We start from the raw sequence: 20019 nt of genomic DNA on the forward strand, positions 1-20019 counted from the left end.
GTGGCATCGGTGCCGCCATCGTCCGCCGGTTCAGCGAGGGTGCGGCCTCAGTGGCTTTCACCTTATGCCGGATCACGCGATGCCGCCGCCAAGCTTGCCGAAGACACGGGCGCCACGGCCATCCAGGCAAACAGGGCGGACCGCCATGCCCTGGCTCCCGGGGGGCTTCAGCCCCCCAAATCCCCCTTCCCTCTCCCAGCAATTCACCACCGCAGACACGGCGCCGCCCACCAACCACCACTCTCGACCGCATCCGGCGATGGCAGATCCGACACAGCGTCAACGATAGGCATGCCGCCGCAATGGTGGGAGCGTCGCCGCATTGCGGACAGGCACGGGCGTCTGCTGGATCGTCGCGACAGGCTGCGCCGGCAGGGCCACGATACGGTCCAGCGGCAGGCAGTGGTCCGCCCAGAGTTGCATCAGCGCACGCCGCTTGCGGAAGAAGTCCGTGCGCAGGTAGGCTGCCTTGGTCTTGTTGCCGATGGAATGCGCAAGGCAAGCTTCAGCCACTTCATCGGCCGTGTCGGTTTCGTCGGCGACCCAATCGCGAAAACTCGAGCGAAAGCCATGGACCGTCACAGGCACGTCCATGCCGCGCACCAGTTCGAGCAACGCCATGTCCGTCAGAGCCCCACCCGAAATCGGGCCAGGAAAGATGTATGGATTGTCGTCGATCGACAATTGCCTGGCACGCCGCAGCACATCGGCCGCCTGGCGCGATAGCGGGACGATATGCTCGACCCCCATCTTCATGCGCTCGGCCGGTATGGTCCAGATCGTCAGGTCATCATCCACTTCCGACCACAGCGCATGCCGGACCTCGCCCGAACGGACCGCAGTGAGGATCAACAGTTCCAGTGCCAGCGTGCCGGCACTCATCGGCTTGGCGCGCAGGGTATCCAGAAAGGCCGGGACCTCGAAATGGGGGAGCGCGGCAAAATGCCCCTTGCGCTTGGGCTGGCGGGGCAAGCCGCGCGCGAGCGAGCGCATCGGCGCTTCGCTGTCGCGCAGCCCCTTGGCATAGCACCAGTCCAGCACCGCACCGATCCGCTGCCGCACGCGGCGCGCGGTTTCGGGAATATCCAGCCAGATTTCAGCCAGGACATCGCGGATCATCGGCCCATCGATCTTGTCGACCGTGCGCTTGCCCAGCTTGGGAAAGGCATAGAGTTCCAGGGCCTTGATCCACTGCTGCTGGTGCTTGCCGTTTTTCCAGCCCTTGCACATCTCGGCATGGGCCCGCCGGGCTGCCTCCTCGAACCGGGGGATCTTTTTCTTGGCCTTGCGCCGCTCCTCAGCGGGATCGCCGCCCTTTGCAACTTGTGCACGCAGAGCGGCCGCTTCGAGGCGCGCGTTCTTCAGTGAAATGTGGCGAGCGTCGCCGATAGTAATATCGTTGCGTGTGTGATGGATCTGAATCCGCAGCACCCATCTCCTGCCACCGGCCGGCGAGATGCGCAGATACAACCCTTCGCCATCAGCATAGCGACCAGGTTCGTGGAGCGCGTTGACCATGGAGTTGGTGAGCTTTCCCATGCCCGGAATCTATCACCGGAGGGCCCGGTTTCAAACCGGCCGTCCCTGCGCTAGCCCACACTTCGCGCTTCAACGGCTCGCCCAGCAAAAATAAGGACTTCAGAAAAAACGCCTATTTTTCCGTACTTTGGATCGTATTTTACGGTAGCCCAGCGTGCTGCCGGAGGGGGCATATGGCGGAGCGGGAGGGATTCGAACCCTCGATACGCTTTTGACGTATACTCACTTTCCAGGCGAGCGCCTTCGACCACTCGGCCACCGCTCCGCATGCACTGGAAGGCGCCCCCCTAGCCGCCCGTGTGGGGTTGCGCAAGGGCGGTTTGGTGATCACAACGGCAAAATGTTGATCCGCCCCGCTGCCTCGCTGATCCTGGCCATTTCGGCTGCAAGTTATGCACAGGCGCAGCCACCTGCGCCCCCGGTGCCGCCCAGCCCGACCGAGATCGTCGGCGCGGCGCCGGCGGCCGATTGGGTGGCGATCGCGCCTGCGGATCTGCTGGTGATGGACCTGGCGCCGGCGGCCGACGGCGCCGCGCGGCAGGTGGTGATCCAGTTGCTGCCCGCGCCCTGGTCGCAAGGTTGGGTGGGCAATATCCGCAAGCTCGCCACCGCGCACTGGTGGGATGGCACGGCGATCACCCGCGTGCAGGATGGCTATGTCGTGCAATGGGGCGATCCCGATGCGGAGGACAAGGCCAAGGCGCGGCCCCTGCCCCCGTCGCTGCTGAGCGTGTCGCAAGGCGCCTATACCCTTACCGCTGGCGCCGCGCCGGCGCTGGAGGGGCCGCGCATTGCCGATGGCATCTATGCCGCCCAGGCCCGGTTCTATCACGGCTGGCCGATCGCCATGGGCCAGGGTGAGGCGCCGGAGACCTGGCCGGTGCACTGCTATGGCACGGTGGGCGTGGGGCGCGACATGCCGCCCGACGCCGGCAGCGGGGCGGAGCTTTATGCCGTGATCGGCGATGCGCCGCGCCAGCTTGATCGCAACATCGCGGTGGTCGGCCGGGTGATTGCCGGGATGGAATGGCTATCCAGCCTGCCGCGCGGCAAGGGAGACATGGGGTTCTATCGCCAGGCCGCCGAGCGCACGCCGATCCAGCGCGTGCGGCTGGGTGATGCGGTGCCGGGCCTGCCGACGTGGCAGTATCTGTCCACCGCCAGCGCCAGCTTTGCCCGCTATGCCGATGCGCGCGCCAACCGGCGCGATCCGTTCTACGTGCGCCCGGCCGGCGGGGTGGACATCTGCAACGTGCCGGTGCCCATCCGCCAGAAGCCGTGACGCGCCACTAAATTCGGTCGGCCTGGGCCACCGCGTCGCTGGCGCGCAGCGCGCTGACGATGCGGGTGAGGTGCGCCAGATCGCGCACTTCCAGATCGACCAGATAGGTGTGGAACGGGTTTTCGCGCTGGGTCATTTCCAGGTTGACCACGTTGGCGTGGTTTTTGGCAAATATCCCCGCCATTTCGGCCAGTGTACCAGGGCGGTTATACAGCTCGGCGCGCAAGCGGCCTACCGCACCATCGGTGCGCTTGTCCCACGACAGGTCGATCCAGTCGGCGTCCACACCATCGGCCAGTTTCTCGCAATCGATCGCGTGCACTTCCACGCCCTTGCCCGGGCGGCGCAGGCCAACGATGCGATCGCCGGGCACCGGGTGGCAGCATTCGGCCAGCTTGAAGGCCATGCCCGGCGTCAACCCGCGCACGGCGATGGCACGCTGCTGGCGCGGCCAATCCTCTGGGTTGGGCAAGTTGGCGGTACTGCCGGGCACCAGCGCTTCCATCACCTGGCGATCGTCCAGCTTGGCCGAGCCGATCGCCACCATGAGGTCTTCCTCACTGTTGAATTTCAGGCGCTTGATCGCATCGGCCAGGGCTTTCTTGCCCACTTGGGTGGGCAGCCGTTCGGTGATTTCCTCATAGAGCTTGCGGCCGATCAGGGCCACTTCGGCGCGTTCCTTTTGCCGCACGGCGCGGCGGATGGCGGCGCGGGCCTTGCCCGTCACGGCAAAGCCCAGCCACGACAGTTGCGGCTCGGAATTGCGGCTCTTGATGATTTCCACCACGTCGCCATTGCCCAGCGGCGTGCGCAGCGGCACGTGGCGGCCGTTGATCTTGGCGCCCACCGCCTGCCCGCCCAGATTGGTGTGCACGGCAAAGGCAAAGTCGATCGGCGTGGCGCCCTTGGGCAGCTGGAACAGCGCGCCCTTGGGAGTGAAGGCAAAGATGCGATCCTGGTAGATCGCCATCTTGGTGTTTTCCAGCAGTTCGTCAGGATCGTGGCTGGCGTCAAGGATTTCGACAAGGTCGCGCAGCCAGCCGACCTGGCCATCAGGCTCCCCACCCTGCTTGTAGGCCCAGTGCGCGGCCAGGCCATATTCGTTGCGGTGGTGCATCTCGCGCGTCTTGAGCTGCACCTCCACCCGGCGCGCATTGTTGTAGATCAGCGAGGTATGCAGGCTTTTATAGCCGTTGATCTTGGGCGTGGAGATATAGTCCTTGAACCGCCCGGGGATCATTTGCCAGGTCTGGTGCAGCACGCCGAGCGCCTTGTAGCAATCGCCCACGTCGTCAACCAGCACGCGAAATGCCATGATGTCGGAAATCTGTTCGAACGACACGTGCCGCTCGGCCATCTTCTTCCAGATCGAATAGGGATGCTTTTCGCGGCCGGCCACTTCCACGCGCAGGCCTGCCTCGGCCAGGGCCTGCTTGATCGACAGGGCAATGTCCCCCACCTCGCCCCCACCCTCGCTGCGGATGGCAGCCAGGCGGCCGGTGATCGTGGCATAGGCCTCGGGCTCCAGCTGCTCGAACGCCAGCAGCTGCATTTCCCGCATATATTCATACATGCCCACGCGCTGGGCAAGCGGGGCATAGATTTCCATCGTCTCGCGCGCGATGCGGCGGCGCTTGTCCTCGCTCTTGATGAAATGCAAGGTGCGCATATTGTGCAGCCGGTCGGCCAGCTTGACCAGCAGCACGCGCAGATCCTCGCTCATGGCGAGGAGGAACTTGCGCAGGTTTTCGGCCGCGCGCTCGCTTTCCGTCATCGTCTCGATCTTGGAAAGCTTGGTCACCCCATCGACCAGCCGCGCCACATCGGGCCCGAACAGGCGCTCGATCTCGTCCACCGTGGCCAGCGTATCCTCCACCGTATCGTGGAGCAGCGCGGTAACGATGGTTTCCTGATCGAGCTTGAGCTCGGTCATCAGGCCCGCCACCTCCACCGGGTGGGAGAAATAGGGATCCCCGCTGGCACGCTTCTGCGTCCCGTGCTTCTGCACGGTATAGACATAGGCACGGTTGAGCATGGCCTCGTCCGCCTGGGGAGCATAGGCCAGCACACGTTCGACAAGTTCATATTGGCGGAGCATTACCCGCCCTAAATGGGGGAAAAATGCGGCCTAGGGCAAGGGGAAAGGCTGGGGAATTTTGGGGGTGGGTGTGATCGGGGGTGGGCCAGGACAGCCGGGCATTGCTCAATGGGGTCGTATATGTATCGCGTCGCGATCGTGGTCTTGGACTGACTTCGACTGGGACGAAGCCGTCGGTTCGGCTGGATGGAGCGAACGTCGGCAATTGCCGTGAGCCGACGCTCGGTCGCCGTGACCGTTTGATGATGACGGAAGATAGGGCCGCCATCACTCGTTGAACGCGGTGAAATGCACGTCGCCGCCGTAAACATCGCCAGTATAGCCCGGCACTTCGACGGCCACTTTCTTGAACCATCCGTTCTTGACCGAATTGTCATTGGGTCGCTCGGCCTTGAAGCCGTTGTAAACTGGCGCAGTCATTAAAATCGGCTTCGTAGCTTCGCGAGTCGTCAGATATTCAGACGTATGAATATGGCTAAGATAGTTCGGGTTCTTGTGCGTGATCGTACCGCCACTAACCTCCAAGTTCTTCACGAAGTTTGCGGGATACTCTTTGATCCACTGCCATTCGTCAAAAATGGTTCGTCCGTAGGCGACTTTCATCGTATCTATCGACAAACCCTCGCTGCCCTTGTTCGCAATGTCGGTCAATTTCGACGCAACGTTGGCCGGACGACCAAGCCATACAAGGTTCTTGTAGTTATGCTGTTCGACGCCGCGTCTCCGAAAGCCTGTCTTCGTCACGAGCATCTTGCCCGTGTCGATGCCAATGCCGCATTGAACTTCGTTGCGCGTAAAGTGCTTGTTGATGACATATTTCGCAGCGGAGTTCATAAGAATGGCGCAGTTCACCGCGTTAGCGAAGCAATCGTCGCAATCGAAGATGACCATAACGCGGTCGCCGATAATGCCACGTACATGCCCACCGTAGTGACGGGCGCACTTCGTCATCGCGCGGACAAAGGCCGAATATAGCTTCGCAACCGTTTGCGGCTTGTGCGTGATGCTAAGTTCGGTTGAACGTCGAATGTCGATGTAGAGAACGCACGTATCAATCAGCTTACAGGCTTGCGTTTTTGCGTCCAAGTTCGGGAAGGTGATAGCGCCGTCGCTGGAATGCGGCACGGTCTTCGTTGTCGTCGCGGTGACGGTAAAGTCTTTCGCTAGGATCGTGCCCACTTCATCGGACAGTTCGTCGCGGAGGTCGGACATTTTCGTCATCGGCTGATCCAGCACCCTATAGCATTCAGCACGGCCCCCACTGTGGGCACGGAAAATAGCGCAATCGCGATCAACGCCGCCACGGCCCCGACGTTGAACATGCGATGCTTCCGCTTCGTGACTTTGCTGTTGATGGCAATTTGCGCTTCAAGGTCGCTCAAATAGGCTTCGGTCGGCGCGTCGCCCGTTTGGCGATAGGCCGCACGAATATCGTTCTTGAACCCGTCAACGGTTATGTCGGCTATGTCGCCGAAGAACAGCAGGTTTTGAAAGTGGCCCTTCGGGTCGCCGGTGAACGTCGAAGTCTGAAGCTTAGGCAATAGCGACGTTATCGCCACGGTTGCCGCGATGATGAACAAAGGCAGCGCTGCAAGGGCGACGTAATGGTAGCCCGGCGGGGTCGGCTTGCCCGATGAAAGAAGGTTCACGATGCCGACGATCCATGCGGAGGCGAACGCCAACAGCGCGGCGCTCTTCGCTTCGGCGAAACGCAGCATGTCCAGCACTCGACCCAACAGCGCAGTCAGCAGTTTGTCGTAAGCTTCGTCGTGATTCGTCGTCCCCATAATGTTCGAAGCGTAAGCAATGAACGTCGCCGAAACAATGATTGGACGAACAGCGCGCTTCAGCCCAAGCGGCTTGCCCACAGGGGCGTCGCTATGATGGCCGATATGTTGGCCAGATGCCAACATGTCGGCAATGATCGTCATGTTTCTGCGATTTCATAGCAGATTCCCGCTCCGACAATCCGCGCGGAATATAGACGATTCTTACATGTTCGTAGCAGGTAGGTCATGGCGGTAGATTGGAATGACCGGTTCAGTCGGGAGGCGACGTTCACGCTCCCGAATGGAACGACTTGATTTGGTCGAAACATGCCGCACCCTCGCTCCCCCCTCATCCCAAAACTGGCACCTGCGCTGCCTCATCCCCCAACAACCCCACCCCGCGCGGGTCCGGAAACACTTCCACGAAGCGCGCATAAGGCACAAAGCCCTGCCCCATGTAGAACGGCAGCGCCTGGTGGCCGTCCAGCGTGCAGGTGTGCACCCACACGCGCGCCACGCCGTCGTGGCTCCAGGTCTTTTGCAGGGCGCGGCGCATCAGCCATTTGCCGAAGCCTTTGCCGGTGGCGCCGGGGATCAGGCCGAAGAAGGCGATTTCCGCTTCGCCGGCCTGGCGGAAATCCAGTTCCAGCATGCCCACTTCCACGCCGGCGCGGTCGGCCACGGCATAGACTTCTACCTGGGGATCGTGGACGATCGCGGTGAGCGCCGCGTCGTCCAGCGCCAGGCGCGACCACCACAGCCATTTGGCGCCGACGCGGCGATAGAGCAGGCGGTACTTGGCGGGGTCTGGCGCTTTCCAGCGCACCAGTTGCAGCGGCACGTCGGCCTCGGGCACCAGGCGTTTGAGGCTGGGCGGCGGGCTGCGCATTTCGAGCGCGGTGACCACCGCCGCCAGGTCGCCCGGCGCCAGGGCGTGAAACCCGCTGCTGAGCGGGGCGCCTGTCTCGGCAATAGCCATGGTGTCAGCTCCACACCGCGCGGGGCGGCAGGCTCATCAGGATGGCATCGATATTGCCGCCGGTCTTGAGGCCGAACAGCGTGCCGCGATCGTGCACCAGGTTGAATTCGGCATAGCGACCACGCCATTCCAGCATCTGCAGTTCGTCTGCCGCGGTGAAATCCTGGTTCATCCGCCGCCGCACCAGGCGCGGATAGACGTCGAGGAATGCTTCGCCCACCGCCTGGGTAAAGGCCAGGTTGGCGTCGAACCCAGCGTCGTCGGCGCATTCGAGGTGATCGTAGAAGATGCCGCCCACGCCGCGATGCACCTTGCGGTGGGGGATATAGAAATAGTCATCGGCCCAGGCCTTGAAGCGCGGGTAATAGGCCGGATCGTGCGCGTCGCAGGCCGCCTGGAAGCGGGCGTGGAAATCGGCGGTATCCTGTTCATAGGGCAGCGGCGGATTGAGATCGCCGCCACCGCCGAACCAGGCCTTGCGCGTGGTGAGGAAGCGAGTGTTCATGTGCACGGCGGGCACATGCGGATTGGCCATGTGCGCCACCAGGCTGATGCCGGTGGCGGTAAAGCCGGGATTATCGGGATCGGCGCCGTTGATGGTGCGGGCAAATTCCGGGCTGAACGCGCCCTGCACGGTGGAGACGTTGACGCCGACCTTTTCGAACACCTTGCCTTTCATCAGGCCCTGCACGCCGCCGCCGCCGTTTTCCACCGGCTCGCCCTCGTGCTCGCGGTTCCACGGGGTATAGGTAAAGCGGGCGTCGCTGCCGGCCTCGCGCTCGATGCTTTCGAATGCGGCACAGATCTGGTCGCGCAGGGTTTCGAACCAGGCGCGGGCGCGTGCGGTGTGGGGTGTCCAGTCGGTCATGCCATCTCCCATGGGCCAGCCAGCGCCCAAGCCAACCGCTTGCCAAATCGGCGGGGCTGCGGCAAGGGGAAGGCATGGTTCCCCTTTCGTTCGCCCCCTTCCAGTTTGCCGGCCAGGAATGGCTGCTCGGCCCGGCGCGGGCGCTGGCCTGGCCCGAGGAGCAGGCCCTGCTGGTGGCCGATCTTCACCTGGAAAAGGCCAGCTGGTTTGCCCGCACCGGGCAGATGCTGCCCCCTTATGACAGCCGCGAGACGCTCGATCGGCTGGCCACGCTGGTGCGGCATACCGGGGCGCGGCGGGTGTTCTGCCTGGGCGACAATTTCCACGATGCCCATGGGCCGGCGCGGCTGGACCCTGGCGCGGCAGAGCGGCTGGCGGCGCTGGTGCGCGCGGTGGACTGGGTGTGGATCACCGGCAACCATGATGAGAAAGACGGTCATGTTGGAAAAGATGGGGCCCCGGCCGATGACCTGATCGGCGGCACGATGCTGCGCGAGGTGATGGTGCGCGGCGTAATGCTGCGGCACGAGGCGCAAGGGCAGGAAGCCGGGCCAGAGCTTTCCGGTCACTTTCACCCGCGCCTGCGCGTGGCGGCGCGTGGCCGCACGGTCAGCCGGCCCTGCGCGGTGATGAGCGAGCGCAAGCTGATCCTGCCCGCGTTCGGCGCGTTGACCGGGGGCCTTGATGCCGCGCATCCCGCGCTGCTCAAGGCGATGCAACCGGCACGCAGCATTACCGCGCTGGTGCCCACGGCGGCGCGTGTGGCCCATTTCCCACTATGGCAGGCCGCTGCGGCTTGAAAGCAGGCGCCCGGCCGCCCAGATATGCCCGAAGGCTCTTTATCTGCGGCGCTGTTGTGATATGAGCGCGCCTTGAGTCCTTTCCATGACTCGCACCCGGATCCACATCAGGAGATAGCACTATAGCTCCCCCACCCCGGCGCATGTTGGCGCCCCCCGTCAAGAGCGGCCCTCGCTTCAACCAGATGATCAACGTGCCCAAGGTGCGCGTGATCGATGAAAACGGCGAGAATCTTGGCGTGATGTACACGCGTGAAGCGATCGACCAGGCAGCCGAAGTCGGCTTGGACCTGGTTGAAGTCTCGCCCAACGCCGATCCGCCGGTGTGCAAGTTCCTCGACGTGGGCAAGTTCCGCTACGAGGCGCAGAAAAAGGCCAACCTTGCCCGCAAGAGCCAGAAGACGCAGGAGATCAAGGAGATCAAGATGCGTCCGAATATCGATGATCACGACTATGACGTGAAGATGCGCAACGTGCATCGCTTCATCGAGGATGGCGACAAGGTGAAGGTGACGCTGCGTTTCCGTGGCCGCGAGCTTTCGCACCAGCAGCTGGGCATGAACCTGCTCAAGCGCGTGCAGGAAGATGTGGCCGAAATCGCCAAGATCGAAGCCTTCCCCCGCATGGAAGGCCGCCAGATGCTGATGGTGCTCGCCCCCAAGGGCTGAACCGTTCCAGCTTTGGCTTGATGAAAAAGGGCGCGCCCGCCGGGTGCGCCCTTTTTCGTGGGCGCAATACGGGTTTTGTTGCGGATCATGACAGGCAGGCGTGCGTTAGGCGGCGATGAACGGGGCCGCCACCGCCGGTTCAGGCAGCGCCGCCCATGGTCATGCCGGGACGCGCAACGAAAGTGACACGCCATGCTGACATTTCGCAAGACGATAAGCATCGCCGCAGCCAGCGCGTTGGCCCTGGGCGTTGCTGCCTGCAACCATTCCTCCTCCACGCCCGACGCTGATCCGTCGGCCCAGGCGAGCAATGGCCTGCCCGCCCTGCCCGCGGCAGTACCGCTGCAGGCCGGCGCGGCCACGGCCATGGCTCCGGCCCCGGCGGCACAGGCCCTGCCGATCCAGAATCGGGTGCGCGTGGCACGCGTTGCCAACCAGCGCGATGCCTATGCCTATCTCGATCGGGCCGAAGGGGTGACCCGCGCGATCGGCGATGCCCCGCCCGATTATTCCTATGACGATGGCGGGGTGAATCCCTGGGTGTGGCAAACCAGCCTGGGCGATCGCCGCTATGCCGAGCCGGTCGATGGCGGCTACCGCTATTATTACTATCAGGCGGATTCCGACACGCCCTATCTCGTGCGCGATCCGCAATACAGCTATGCCTATTCGGGGCCGCAGCTGGTTGCCGTCTATGACGATCGTGGCGATCTGCTGCCGCCAGACGACTATGAAACCCGCGTCGATTATGCCTCGCGCTATTATGATCGCGCTGCCTATCTGGCGCAGCTGTCGCAAGAGCGCGAGCATCGCGGCGTGATTGCCGCCAACTGGGCCGCGCGCCGCGCCGAAATCGCCGCGCAGCAGGCGCAGTGGTCGCAAGACATGGCGCAGCAGGCCGAATGGCAGGCCTATCACCAGGAACACGAGGCGCAGGAGCGCGCGCAGTGGCAAGAGGAAGCGCAGCGCCGCGCGATGGAAGCACAGCAGTTTGCCGCGTGGCAGCAGGTGGGCTTCATGTCTCCCCCGCCGCGCCCGGTGGTCTATAGTCCGCCCCCACCTCCTCCGCAGCAGCGCCCGTCTGGCTGGTTCTCCAACTGGTTCGGCAACGATCGCCAGCGGCAAGAGCAGCAGCGCCAGCAGGCGGCTTTTGCCCAGCAGCAACAGGCCATGGCCCAGCAGGCCGCGTTCCAGCGCGCACGCCAGCAGGCAACGATGCAGCAACAGCAGCAGCAGCAGTTCATGCAGCAGCGCCAGCAGCAGCAGTTCTTTGCACAGCAACGTGCGCAACAGCAGTCGCAGCAGGCCGCGATGCAGCGCGCCCAGATGCAGATGGCGCAACAGCGCGCGCAGCAAGCGGCCATGCAACATGCCTCGATGCAGCAGGCTGCGATGCAACATGCCCAGATGCAGCGCATGGCAATGCAGCAGGCCCAGCAACAGGCCCAAGCCCGCGCGGCCAACCAGCGCGCGCAGATGATGCAACAGCAGCAGGCCCGCCGCGCGCAGGAACAGCAGATGGCCGCGCAGCATCAGGCCGCGGCGCAGGCCCAGCGTGCCCAAGCCCAGGCGCAACGGGCGCAAGAGCAAGCCCAGCGCGCGCAGGCCATGCAGGCCGAACGCGCCCAGGCGCAGCAACGCGCCATGCAGCAGCAGGCACAGCAGCGCCAGATGCAGCAGCAGCGCGCGCAGGAAATGGCCCAGCAACGCCAGGCCCAAGCCCAGGCGCGCGAACGGGCGCAGGCCCAAGCGGCGCAGCATCGCGAGGAAGCCATGGCCCGGGCCCAGCAGATGCAGGCACAGCGTGCCCAGGCACAGGCCCAGCACCAGGCGCAAATGGCCGCGCAGCATCAGGCCGAACAGGAACGCGCCATGGCCGCGCACGCCCACCACGAGGGCGGCCACCCGGGTTGACCGCCTTGCTTGCCCTGCCGCAGCCGCCCACCGGCGCTGCGCGCAGGGCTAGCAGGGTCTAGCCGGCGCGGTTGAGCACGGCGGTGATCGTGATGCGCACGTCGTCACTCACGAACGGGGCAAATTTGGTCATCCCGAATTCGGAGCGGTGCACCACGCCCGAAGCATTGACCGCGAGGCCCGCACCGGGCGCGGCACCTGCCGGATCGGCAAAGGTCGCATCGAGCAGCAAGGGGCGGGTGACGCCGTGCATCGTCACTTCCCCCTCGATCCGCGCGGCGTTCGGGCCGGTCGGCACCAGCCTGCGGCCCAGAAAGCGGATCGTGGGATAGTGCGCCACGTCGAACAGGCCGGGACCCTTGAGCTCATCGTCAAACGTGCCGTCTTGCGTGGCGATGGCCGTGGCCGGCATCACCACGTCCAGCGCCATGGTCGCGAGATTGGCCGGGTCGAGCATGATCGTGCCACTGGCGCCGGGCACGGTGCCCTCCACGTGGTTGACGCCGAGATAGCGCACTTTGAACCGCGCCACCGTCTGCGCCGGGTCGACGACATAGCGCCCGGCTGGCAGGCTTTGCAGCATGGCCGGCAAGGCCGGGGCAGCCACGGCGGCGGCAGGTGCTTGGGCCAGTGCCAGGCTGCCGGGCAACACTGCGGCGGAACTGGCAAGGGCCAGGACAAGGGCAATGCGATTGCGGCACGTCATGGCACATGCTTCTCCCAGCGGGGGTGGATGGCCCGTGGCTGTGCCAAAGCCATCCTTACTGCCTGATGTATGCCCGCTGCAGCTCAGGCGCTCTCCTCTTCATCTGCCATCACGGTGGCGGGCGCCTGCGCCGCCCAGTCGCCCAGCGTTACGTAATCCACCTTGCCCGTTCCCAGCACCGGCAAAGCCTCCAGCACGCGGATTTCGCGCGGAATGGCCAGCTCTGCCGCGCCTTGTTGCCGCCCCCACTGCTGCAAGGCGCGCAAGGTGGCATCGGCCTGGGTGGTGAACAGCACCAGTTGCTCTCCCTTGCGGGCATCGGGGCGAGTGACCACGGCATGGGCGCCCTGCGGCCACAGCCCGCCCGCCAGCGCCTCTACCGCCGGCAAGGACACCATCTCGCCGCCGATCTTGGCAAACCGCTTGGCCCGGCCGCGAATGGTGACGAATCCTTCGGCATCGATAGTGACGATATCGCCGGTATCGTGCCAACCATCCGCCGGCGGTTGCAACGCGGCAGGCTGCGCGGGCAGGAAATAGCCAGCCATGACATTGGGCCCGCGCACATAGAGGCGCGCGCCCTCGGCAATGCCGGGCACCGGCTCCAGTCGCGTCTCGATCCCGGGCAGCAGGCGGCCGACGGTGCCGGCGCGGAAGTGCATCGGCGTGTTGACCGCGATCACCGGCGCACACTCGGTGGCGCCATAGCCTTCCAGGATGCGCAGGCCGAACTTGTCAGCCCAAGTGCGGCGGGTTTCGTCCTTCACCTTTTCCGCCCCGGCAAAGACATAGCGCAGCGCATAGAAATCATAGGTATGGGCCATGCGGGCATAGCCGGCCAGGAACGTATCGGTGCCGAACATGATCGTGGCATTGGCGTCATAGGCGAGCGCCGGCACGATGCGATAGTGCAGCGGGCTGGGATACATCACCACGCGAATGCCGTTAAGCAGCGGCAGCAGCGTGCCGCCGGTCAGCCCGAACGAGTGGAACACCGGCAGCGCGTTGAGCACCACATCGGCACTGTTGAAATCGATCCGCGCCGAAAGCTGGGCACAGTTGGCCAGCAGGTTGCGGTGCGACAGCACGACGCCCTTGGGCAGCCCTTCCGACCCGCTGGTGAACAGAATCACCGCCGCCGCGTCCGCATCGATCCGCCGCCGCGCATGGGCGCGGGCCAGCCGGCCAACCCGCAACAGCGCCCAGAGCTTTTCGCCCGCGCCGATGGTGGCCCCGATATCCTCGAGATAGCGCACGGTGATGCCATCGCTTTCCAGCGCGGCAATCACCTCTTCCAGCTTGGCCTGGGCCACGAACGCGCGCGCTGTCACCACCGTGCGCACCGCCGCCGTGGCACAGGCCGAGCGCATGGCCGCCGCGCCCACGGTGAAATTGAGCATTGCCGGCACGCGGCCGATCGCCTGCAGGGCAAAGAACGCCGCCATCGCGCCGTTGACGTTGGGCATCAGAAGGCCCACCGCCTCGCCCACGGCCGTGCCCTGGTCCAACCGCTTGCCGAGGAGGCCAGCGCCCACCAGCAGCTTGTCATAGCTGAGCGCCACGCGCTTGATGTCTTCGAGCACGCGGGTCTTGCCGCCATGCAGGCGGCGCGCCTCGGCCAGGGCGGCAAACAGCGTGGTCTGCGTGTCTGACGTGGCAAAGATCATGCCGCTCATCTCGTCGTAGAGGCGGCGGCCTGCCTCGGCCCGGCGGGCGCGCGCCGTCATCTCACCGTCGATGGCAAAGCGGCGCGGCGGCAGCACGGTGAGCGAAACCTTGGGGAACCAGCGCAGCTTTACTTTGCCCTTGAGATAGGAAAACGGCGAGAACTGCGGGCCATCTAGGCGCACCGGGATGATCGGCGCATTGGCCTTGTCGGCCACCATCCCCGGCCCGTCGAACACTTTCATCAAGGCGCCGGTCACCGTGATGCGGCCTTCGGGAAAGATCACCAGGCACGCGCCATCGCGCACCGTGCGCACCATCGCCTTGGCCGCCATGGGATTGGTGGGATCGACCGGAAAGGCCTTGAACAGCTTGAGGAACGGCTGGATCCACCAAGACTTGGCGATCGCGGTGTGGACGGCAAAGGTTGGCTTGCCCGGCAGGAACGCGCCGAGCAGCACGCCATCCAGGAACGACAGGTGGTTGACCACCACCACCGCCCCCTCGCCCGCGCGCGGCATGTGTTCAAGGCCCTGCACCTCTACGCGATAGAGCACCTTGAGCGTCAGGCGGATCACGTCCTTGAACAGCGTTTCGGGCAGCAGCCACACGCTGGCCAGCGCCACGGCGAGCGTGGCAAAGCCCAGCACGCCGATCAGATCGGGCACGTCCACGCCCAGCGCCAGCAGGCCAGCCACGACCAGCACCACCGCCACGGTGAGCGCGGCATTGACCACGTTGTTGGCCGCGATCAGGCGCGAGCACTGCTCCACCGGGCTTTTCACCTGGATGATGGCGTACAGCGGCACGATGAACATGCCGCCGGAAAAGGCGATCACGCCCAGGTCAATCAGAATGTGCCAGGCCCCGTCGGTCGCCAGGAACTGCCCGATCGAGGCACCGGCCACTTCCACCGAAAAGCCGCTGGCGGCAATCCACAGGTCGATCAGTCCGGCCGCCAGGCCCAGCGCGGAAAGCGGCACCCACCGCGCCGATACTTCGCCCTTGAGCAGCAGGTTGACGCAGACCGAACCGGCCGCGATCGCCAGCGAGAACACAATCAGGAACAGCGTGGCAACGTCTTGCCGCGCCGCCAGCGTGCCGCTGACCAGCGGGGCAAATTCCGAAACCAGCACGGCGCCGGCGGCAAAGAACCAGCTGGTGCCCAGGATCGCGCCCCACACCGGGCGAATGGCGCGGGCATCGTCCAGAATGGCCATGGTGCCGCGCCACAGGTTCCAGTCCAGCCGCTCGACCGAGCGGCCTGCGGGCGCCGCCGGCACGGCCAGGCTCGCCAGGAAGCCCACCAGCGCCAGCCCCGTCAACGCCAGCCCGGCAAGGTGCGAAGGCATCACCCCAGCCAGCAACTGCCCGCCGAGAATGGCCAGGAACGTGCCGCCCTCGATCAGGCCGGTGCCGCCCATGATCTCGTCCCCGCGCAAATGCTGGGGCAGGATCGAATACTTGACCGGGCCAAACAGCGTGGAATGCAGCCCCATCAGGAACAGCGCGGCCAGCAGCAGCGGCACCGAGAGCAGCCAGAAACCGGCCATGGCCACCGCCATGATCGCCAGTTCGGCCCCCTTTATCAAGCGCACCAGGCGCGCCTTGTCCATGCCATCGGCCAGTTGCCCGGCCAGCGCGGAAAACAGAAAATAGGGCAGGATGAACAGGCCGGTGGCCACTGCCGCCAGCATCTTGGCCTTGTCGGGCGCGGCGGCGTAGAGGCCGAAGTTGGCCAGGAACAGCAGCGCGAATTTCAACAGGTTGTCGTTGAACGCGCCCAGGAACTGCACCACGAAAATCGGCCCGAACCGGCGTGTGCCCAACAGGCCGATATCAGATTTCGCCATGCGCCTTTACCCCGTCTGCGCTGCCCCGGCCCGTGCTTGGCCGGCAACAGCTTAAGGATTGCCGAATGTTACCCGTTCACGCCGCGACTCACCGGCGGTGGCCCAGTACCTCCCACAGAATTATACATCGTTCAATTAAATAATTAGACGGTGTTCATTTTCTCGGTTAAAGCAGTCGGCATGGGCCGCCGATCAGATCATACCCGCGAAGAGCTGCACGCCATGATCGTGCGCGAGGGACATCGCCAGCTTTCCGAAGTGGGCTTTGCCCGCTTTTCCGCGCGCGAGGTGGCCAAGCGCATCGGCTATTCGATCGGTACGATCTACAACGTCATGGGCAGCCTGGATGCGTTGATGCTGGCCATCAATGGCCACACGCTCGATCTGTGGCGCGCCGCGCTGGAAGATCGGCTGGCGGGGCAAAGCGAAAACCGCCTGGCCCAGGCGATTGCCGCCTATTTCGATTTTGCCAGCCACCATCGCCACGCCTGGACCGCACTCTACGATTTCCGCCTGCCGGAAAACGAAGTGCCACCGCCCGATTACACCGCCCGCGTCACCGCCATCACCGATGTCGTGGTGCGTGAGGTGGCCGCCGCCCTACCCCCCGCCCGGCGGGCAGCGGCGCAGCCCTTGGCGCGCTCGCTCTTGGCAACGGTGCACGGTCACTGCTTCTTCGCGCTCAACGGCACGTTCCGCCTGCTGGGTGAAACCGATCCCCTGGCTGCCGCCCTCGCCCGCGTGGAAGACGCCATCAGCGCGCACTGAGTGGCGCCCGCGCGCTGGACAGCGCCATGATCGCCCGCCACACTCCCGGCCGGACGGGGGCAATGGCAGACATCAGGCAGGGCAGCGAATCGGCATTCTCACATGGCGCCAACAGCGTGCTGGGTTCACCTTTGCGGCTGCTGGCGGGCACGCTGCTTTATGTCGTGGCGCTGTTTGCGGTGTCGACGATGGGCTATGTCCGCGCTGGCTGGCCGCTGGGCGATGCGGCCTACATGGTGCTGCTGACGATCTTTTCGGTCGGCTATGGCGAAGTGCGGCCGATCGATGGCACGTTCCTGCGGCTGTGGACGACGATGACGATCGTGCTGGGCTGCACCGGGATGATCGTGCTGACCGGCGCGCTCGTCCAGGTCTTCACCCTGTTCCAGTTCCGCCGCCTTCTGGGGCTTGATCGCATGCACACCGAAATCGAACGTCTGAGCGGGCACACCATCATCTGCGGCTATGGCCGCATCGGCGTGCAACTGGCCAAGGCCCTGGCCGAAGCAGGCCACCCGTTCCTGGTGCTGGAACGCTCGCCTGCCAAGGCCGAAGAAGCGCGCAGCCATGGCTTCCTGACCCTGGTGGGAGAGGCGACGCTGGAAGAAACGCTCAAGGAGGCCGGCATCACCCGCGCCAAGGTCCTGGCCACGGTTCTGCCTGATGACGCCGCCAACGTGTTCATCACGCTCTCGGCCCGCAATCTAAACCCCGCCGTGCAGATCATCGCCCGGGGCGAGGCGCCGTCCACCGAAAGCAAGCTGTTCCACGCCGGCGCAGACAAGGTCGTGCTGCCCACCCACATCGGGGCCGAGCGCATCACCGAGTTGATCCTCTACCCCGCCACCGGCGCGGCGATGGGGGAAAACAGCCCGATGAGCGATGTAAAGCGCAAGCTGCACGATTTCGGGCTGGACCTGGAAGTGGTGACCTGCCCGGCCAAGGGCGCGCTGACCGGCGCCAGCGTGGGCGAAGCCGAGCGGCGCGGCAACGGCGCCTATTTCATCGTCCAGATCGATCGCGCCGGTGGCCAGCAGATCCAGCACCCCGGCGAAGACGTGCGGATCGAGGCCGGCGACCGCATCCTGCTGGTCGTGCGCGGCAGCCGCCTTTCGGCCGGCGCGGTATTCCACGCTCCGGCCCGGCCGGTGAAGCACGGCCGCGCCCTGGTGCGATGAACGCGGCGCAACTGCGAATGCAAGAATGGCAATTGCTGCGCTCCCTGACGCTGGGCAGGAGCGCGGCTCTGCCATGCCCGATCCCGCCCTCGCCCCTCTTCCCACGCTGCCCGTCATGAGGCGCCACCCCGACAGCATGCTGCGCTGGGCGGCGCGGCGGCTCGAACTGCGCTCGTTCGGGCTTGTCCCCGAGCATTTCGACCTGGCCGAGGGGCTGCGCGCCGCGCTGGCGGTAGGCGCGCCGCTGACGCTGGCCCTGGCCAGCGGGCTGGCCGTGCTGGGCTGGTCGGTCTTCGCGGCATTCTGGACCTGCTTGTGCGATGCCCCCGCACCCGATGCGGTGCGGCGACGCATGCTGGGCACGTTCCTGGGCGCGGGCACGGCCATGGCCTTTGCCGGCAGTGCGCTCGCCGCGCTCTGGCCCATGGCGGGGCTGCTATTGGGGCCGATCCTGGTGTTTGCCGTGCTGCTGGCCTGCGGGCGCATTGCCTATGGCGGGTTGCTCGGCACGCTGCTCGGCGTGGTGGCAGTGGTCGCCGTGGGCTTTCCGCAGGGGCTGCACCTCGCCGGCGCGCAGGCCTTGGCCTTTCTCGCCGGGGCGACATGGGCCTATCTGCTGATCACGCTGCTCTGGCCGATCGATGCGCTGCGCCCGCTGGTGCGCGCCAGTGATGCCGTGATCGTGCGCCTGCTCGACATGGCCGAAAGCCTCGTCAGCCTGGGTGAAGGCCCGCACCGCGATGGCGCCTGGCACAGCGAACATGCCGAGCATCGCCGCACCGTGCGCCTGGCGGTAGAGCGGCTGCGCAGCCTGCTCGATCGCTATGCCGTACAGACTACCGGCCTTACCCCGCATCACCAGGCGCTGGCCACTGCCGAAACCCTGTTTGGCGCGCTGATCGCACTGGACCAGGGCTTTATCGAGCAGGTCGGCTCCGCGCGCGAGCGGCTGGCCGTCGCGCGGGCCTGCCGCACCGCGCTGCTCGCCTGGATGCACGATCGCGCCATGCCGCCTGGCATCGCCGAACCTGCCGCCCTGCCCTGGGCACTGCGCCGCATGCACGCCTTGGCCGGCGGGCTGCGCGATGACCTGTGCGCTGGCTGTACCCTGGCCATGGCCCAGGCCTTTGCCACCCCCGTCCCACCCGCCGCACCGCTGCCGGCAGCGGGCGGTGTGCTGCGCGCCCGCCCCCTGTCGCGCGCGGCGGTGCAACAGGCCCTGCGGCAGACCGCCGGGCTGGTGGCGGTCTATGCCGCCGCGCTCACCTTTGGGCTGGGCTATCCCTATTGGGCGGCGATGGCAGTCGTCGTCGTCCTGCAAGGCGGGGTGCGCGTCACCTGGGCGCGCTGTCTCGAACGCATTTTGGGCAGCGTGCTGGGCGGGCTCTTCGCTTCGGCCCTGCTGCTGCTCGGCGGGGCGGAAACCGTGCCACTGGCCTGCCTCGCCACGCTGCTGGCCGGCGTGGCGATTGCCCTGCGCGCGGTGAATTATACCGTGTTCGTCGTGTTCCTGACGATGCTGTTCGTGATCGTCACGGCCATGCTCCATCCCGGCGAAGGCATTGCCGCAGCCCGGATGATCGACAATGTCATCGGCAGCCTGGCGGCCCTGCTCGCGGTCTTCCTGCTGTGGCCCGATTTCGGCGCGTCCTTGCCCGGGCGCATCGCCGAAGGCATTGCCGCCAACCGCGCCTATTTCGACGCGGTCAGCGCCGCCCGCCCCTTTGCCGAGATCGAAACGGTGCGTCGCGCCGCTGGCCTCGCCAGCATCGAGGCGGAAACCGCGCTGCACGATCTAGGTGGCCTGATCAACCGCACCCGCGGCGCGATGGCCCATGCCCAGGGGCTGGGCACCTTGCGCATGCTGGCAGGCGCGGCGGCGATGGCCTGGCACCGCCGCCTAGGCGAAAACCGCGGCATTTGAGCCGGGCG

The 20019-nt window shown here is 65.5% G+C and carries 15 protein-coding genes and 1 tRNA gene; 7 read left to right on the top strand and 9 right to left on the bottom strand.

Annotation, left to right across the window (positions count from 1 at the left end; genetic code table 11):
- Positions 1-279 precede the first annotated feature (279 nt).
- Entirely contained in the window at positions 280-1539 is a 1260-nt protein-coding gene (locus tag C8K14_RS10765) for a site-specific integrase (protein ID WP_107716651.1), read from the bottom strand.
- A 174-nt stretch (positions 1540-1713) separates the two neighbouring features.
- Positions 1714-1804: transfer RNA gene (locus C8K14_RS10770), tRNA-Ser, on the bottom strand.
- A gap of 75 nt (positions 1805-1879) precedes the next feature.
- Between C8K14_RS10770 and C8K14_RS10775 the strand changes: the two genes are divergently transcribed.
- Positions 1880-2821 (top strand): peptidylprolyl isomerase, encoded by a 942-nt coding sequence (locus C8K14_RS10775; protein ID WP_107716652.1) that lies wholly within the window; start codon positions 1880-1882, stop codon positions 2819-2821.
- A 7-nt stretch (positions 2822-2828) separates the two neighbouring features.
- Here the strand turns inward: C8K14_RS10775 and C8K14_RS10780 are convergent, their stop codons facing one another.
- The 5 genes from C8K14_RS10780 to hemF all read right to left on the bottom strand — a co-directional run bounded on the left by C8K14_RS10780 (position 2829) and on the right by hemF (position 8535).
- Positions 2829-4919 (bottom strand): bifunctional (p)ppGpp synthetase/guanosine-3',5'-bis(diphosphate) 3'-pyrophosphohydrolase, encoded by a 2091-nt coding sequence (locus C8K14_RS10780; RefSeq protein ID WP_022677299.1) that lies wholly within the window; start codon positions 4917-4919, stop codon positions 2829-2831.
- A gap of 267 nt (positions 4920-5186) precedes the next feature.
- A complete protein-coding gene (locus tag C8K14_RS10785; RefSeq protein WP_107716653.1) occupies positions 5187-6140 on the bottom strand; it encodes an adenylate/guanylate cyclase domain-containing protein in 954 nt (317 codons plus the stop codon).
- The gene (locus tag C8K14_RS10790; RefSeq protein ID WP_107716654.1) at positions 6137-6850 is read right to left on the bottom strand and encodes a Pycsar system effector family protein; all 714 of its coding nucleotides are present in this window, start codon (positions 6848-6850) and stop codon (positions 6137-6139) included. Before C8K14_RS10790 ends, C8K14_RS10785 begins: the two co-directional genes overlap by 4 nt.
- A 187-nt stretch (positions 6851-7037) precedes the next feature.
- On the bottom strand, positions 7038-7667 hold the full coding sequence (locus C8K14_RS10795) for a GNAT family N-acetyltransferase (protein WP_107716655.1): 630 nt from the start codon (positions 7665-7667) through the stop codon (positions 7038-7040).
- Between the two features lie 4 nt (positions 7668-7671).
- Complete coding sequence (gene hemF / locus C8K14_RS10800) at positions 7672-8535, bottom strand: oxygen-dependent coproporphyrinogen oxidase (RefSeq protein WP_107716705.1); 864 nt, start codon at positions 8533-8535, stop codon at positions 7672-7674.
- A gap of 74 nt (positions 8536-8609) precedes the next feature.
- Between hemF and pdeM the strand changes: the two genes are divergently transcribed.
- From pdeM to C8K14_RS10815, 3 genes are all read left to right on the top strand, one after another.
- Positions 8610-9335, top strand: coding sequence for a ligase-associated DNA damage response endonuclease PdeM (gene pdeM / locus C8K14_RS10805; RefSeq protein WP_107716656.1), 726 nt, complete (start codon positions 8610-8612; stop codon positions 9333-9335).
- A 143-nt stretch (positions 9336-9478) separates the two neighbouring features.
- Positions 9479-10003 (top strand): translation initiation factor IF-3, encoded by a 525-nt coding sequence (infC, locus tag C8K14_RS10810; RefSeq protein WP_022677304.1) that lies wholly within the window; start codon positions 9479-9481, stop codon positions 10001-10003.
- A 192-nt stretch (positions 10004-10195) separates the two neighbouring features.
- Positions 10196-11917 carry a hypothetical protein gene (locus tag C8K14_RS10815; protein ID WP_107716657.1) on the top strand — a complete coding sequence of 574 codons (1722 nt, stop codon included), beginning with the start codon at positions 10196-10198 and terminating at the stop codon, positions 11915-11917.
- 58 nt (positions 11918-11975) lie between these two features.
- Here C8K14_RS10815 and C8K14_RS10820 read toward each other — a convergent pair whose 3' ends face one another.
- Complete coding sequence (locus C8K14_RS10820; protein ID WP_107716658.1) at positions 11976-12623, bottom strand: YceI family protein; 648 nt, start codon at positions 12621-12623, stop codon at positions 11976-11978.
- An 83-nt stretch (positions 12624-12706) separates the two neighbouring features.
- A complete protein-coding gene (locus tag C8K14_RS10825; RefSeq protein WP_233251031.1) occupies positions 12707-16141 on the bottom strand; it encodes an acyl-[ACP]--phospholipid O-acyltransferase in 3435 nt (1144 codons plus the stop codon).
- A gap of 180 nt (positions 16142-16321) precedes the next feature.
- On the opposite strand from C8K14_RS10825, the gene C8K14_RS10830 reads away from it, so the two are divergent.
- The 3 genes from C8K14_RS10830 to C8K14_RS10840 all read left to right on the top strand — a co-directional run bounded on the left by C8K14_RS10830 (position 16322) and on the right by C8K14_RS10840 (position 20011).
- Complete coding sequence (locus C8K14_RS10830) at positions 16322-16909, top strand: TetR/AcrR family transcriptional regulator (RefSeq protein WP_107716659.1); 588 nt, start codon at positions 16322-16324, stop codon at positions 16907-16909.
- 62 nt (positions 16910-16971) lie between these two features.
- Positions 16972-18087, top strand: coding sequence for a TrkA family potassium uptake protein (locus C8K14_RS10835; protein ID WP_107716660.1), 1116 nt, complete (start codon positions 16972-16974; stop codon positions 18085-18087).
- 73 nt (positions 18088-18160) lie between these two features.
- Positions 18161-20011: an FUSC family protein gene (locus C8K14_RS10840; RefSeq protein ID WP_199223717.1), complete on the top strand. Its 1851-nt coding sequence runs from the start codon at positions 18161-18163 to the stop codon at positions 20009-20011.
- Positions 20012-20019: the final 8 nt, after the last annotated feature.

Source organism: Novosphingobium sp. GV079 (assembly GCF_003058045.1).
In the GTDB taxonomy this organism is placed as follows: domain Bacteria; phylum Pseudomonadota; class Alphaproteobacteria; order Sphingomonadales; family Sphingomonadaceae; genus Novosphingobium; species Novosphingobium capsulatum.

Bases quoted from the DNA above. Each gene is read 5' to 3' on its own strand.
- C8K14_RS10825 (WP_233251031.1), bottom strand. From the start codon at position 16,141: ATGGCGAAATCTGATATCGGCCTGTTGGGCACACGCCGGTTCGGGCCG.
- C8K14_RS10775 (WP_107716652.1), top strand. From the start codon at position 1,880: ATGTTGATCCGCCCCGCTGCCTCGCTGATCCTGGCCATTTCGGCTGCA.
- C8K14_RS10795 (WP_107716655.1), bottom strand. From the start codon at position 7,667: ATGGCTATTGCCGAGACAGGCGCCCCGCTCAGCAGCGGGTTTCACGCC.
- C8K14_RS10790 (WP_107716654.1), bottom strand. From the start codon at position 6,850: ATGACGATCATTGCCGACATGTTGGCATCTGGCCAACATATCGGCCAT.
- pdeM (WP_107716656.1), top strand. From the start codon at position 8,610: ATGGTTCCCCTTTCGTTCGCCCCCTTCCAGTTTGCCGGCCAGGAATGG.
- C8K14_RS10815 (WP_107716657.1), top strand. From the start codon at position 10,196: ATGCTGACATTTCGCAAGACGATAAGCATCGCCGCAGCCAGCGCGTTG.
- C8K14_RS10765 (WP_107716651.1), bottom strand. From the start codon at position 1,539: ATGGGAAAGCTCACCAACTCCATGGTCAACGCGCTCCACGAACCTGGT.
- C8K14_RS10780 (WP_022677299.1), bottom strand. From the start codon at position 4,919: ATGCTCCGCCAATATGAACTTGTCGAACGTGTGCTGGCCTATGCTCCC.
- C8K14_RS10785 (WP_107716653.1), bottom strand. From the start codon at position 6,140: ATGACGAAAATGTCCGACCTCCGCGACGAACTGTCCGATGAAGTGGGC.
- infC (WP_022677304.1), top strand. From the start codon at position 9,479: ATGTTGGCGCCCCCCGTCAAGAGCGGCCCTCGCTTCAACCAGATGATC.
- C8K14_RS10820 (WP_107716658.1), bottom strand. From the start codon at position 12,623: ATGACGTGCCGCAATCGCATTGCCCTTGTCCTGGCCCTTGCCAGTTCC.
- C8K14_RS10840 (WP_199223717.1), top strand. From the start codon at position 18,161: ATGCCCGATCCCGCCCTCGCCCCTCTTCCCACGCTGCCCGTCATGAGG.
- hemF (WP_107716705.1), bottom strand. From the start codon at position 8,535: ATGACCGACTGGACACCCCACACCGCACGCGCCCGCGCCTGGTTCGAA.
- C8K14_RS10835 (WP_107716660.1), top strand. From the start codon at position 16,972: ATGGCAGACATCAGGCAGGGCAGCGAATCGGCATTCTCACATGGCGCC.
- C8K14_RS10830 (WP_107716659.1), top strand. From the start codon at position 16,322: ATGGGCCGCCGATCAGATCATACCCGCGAAGAGCTGCACGCCATGATC.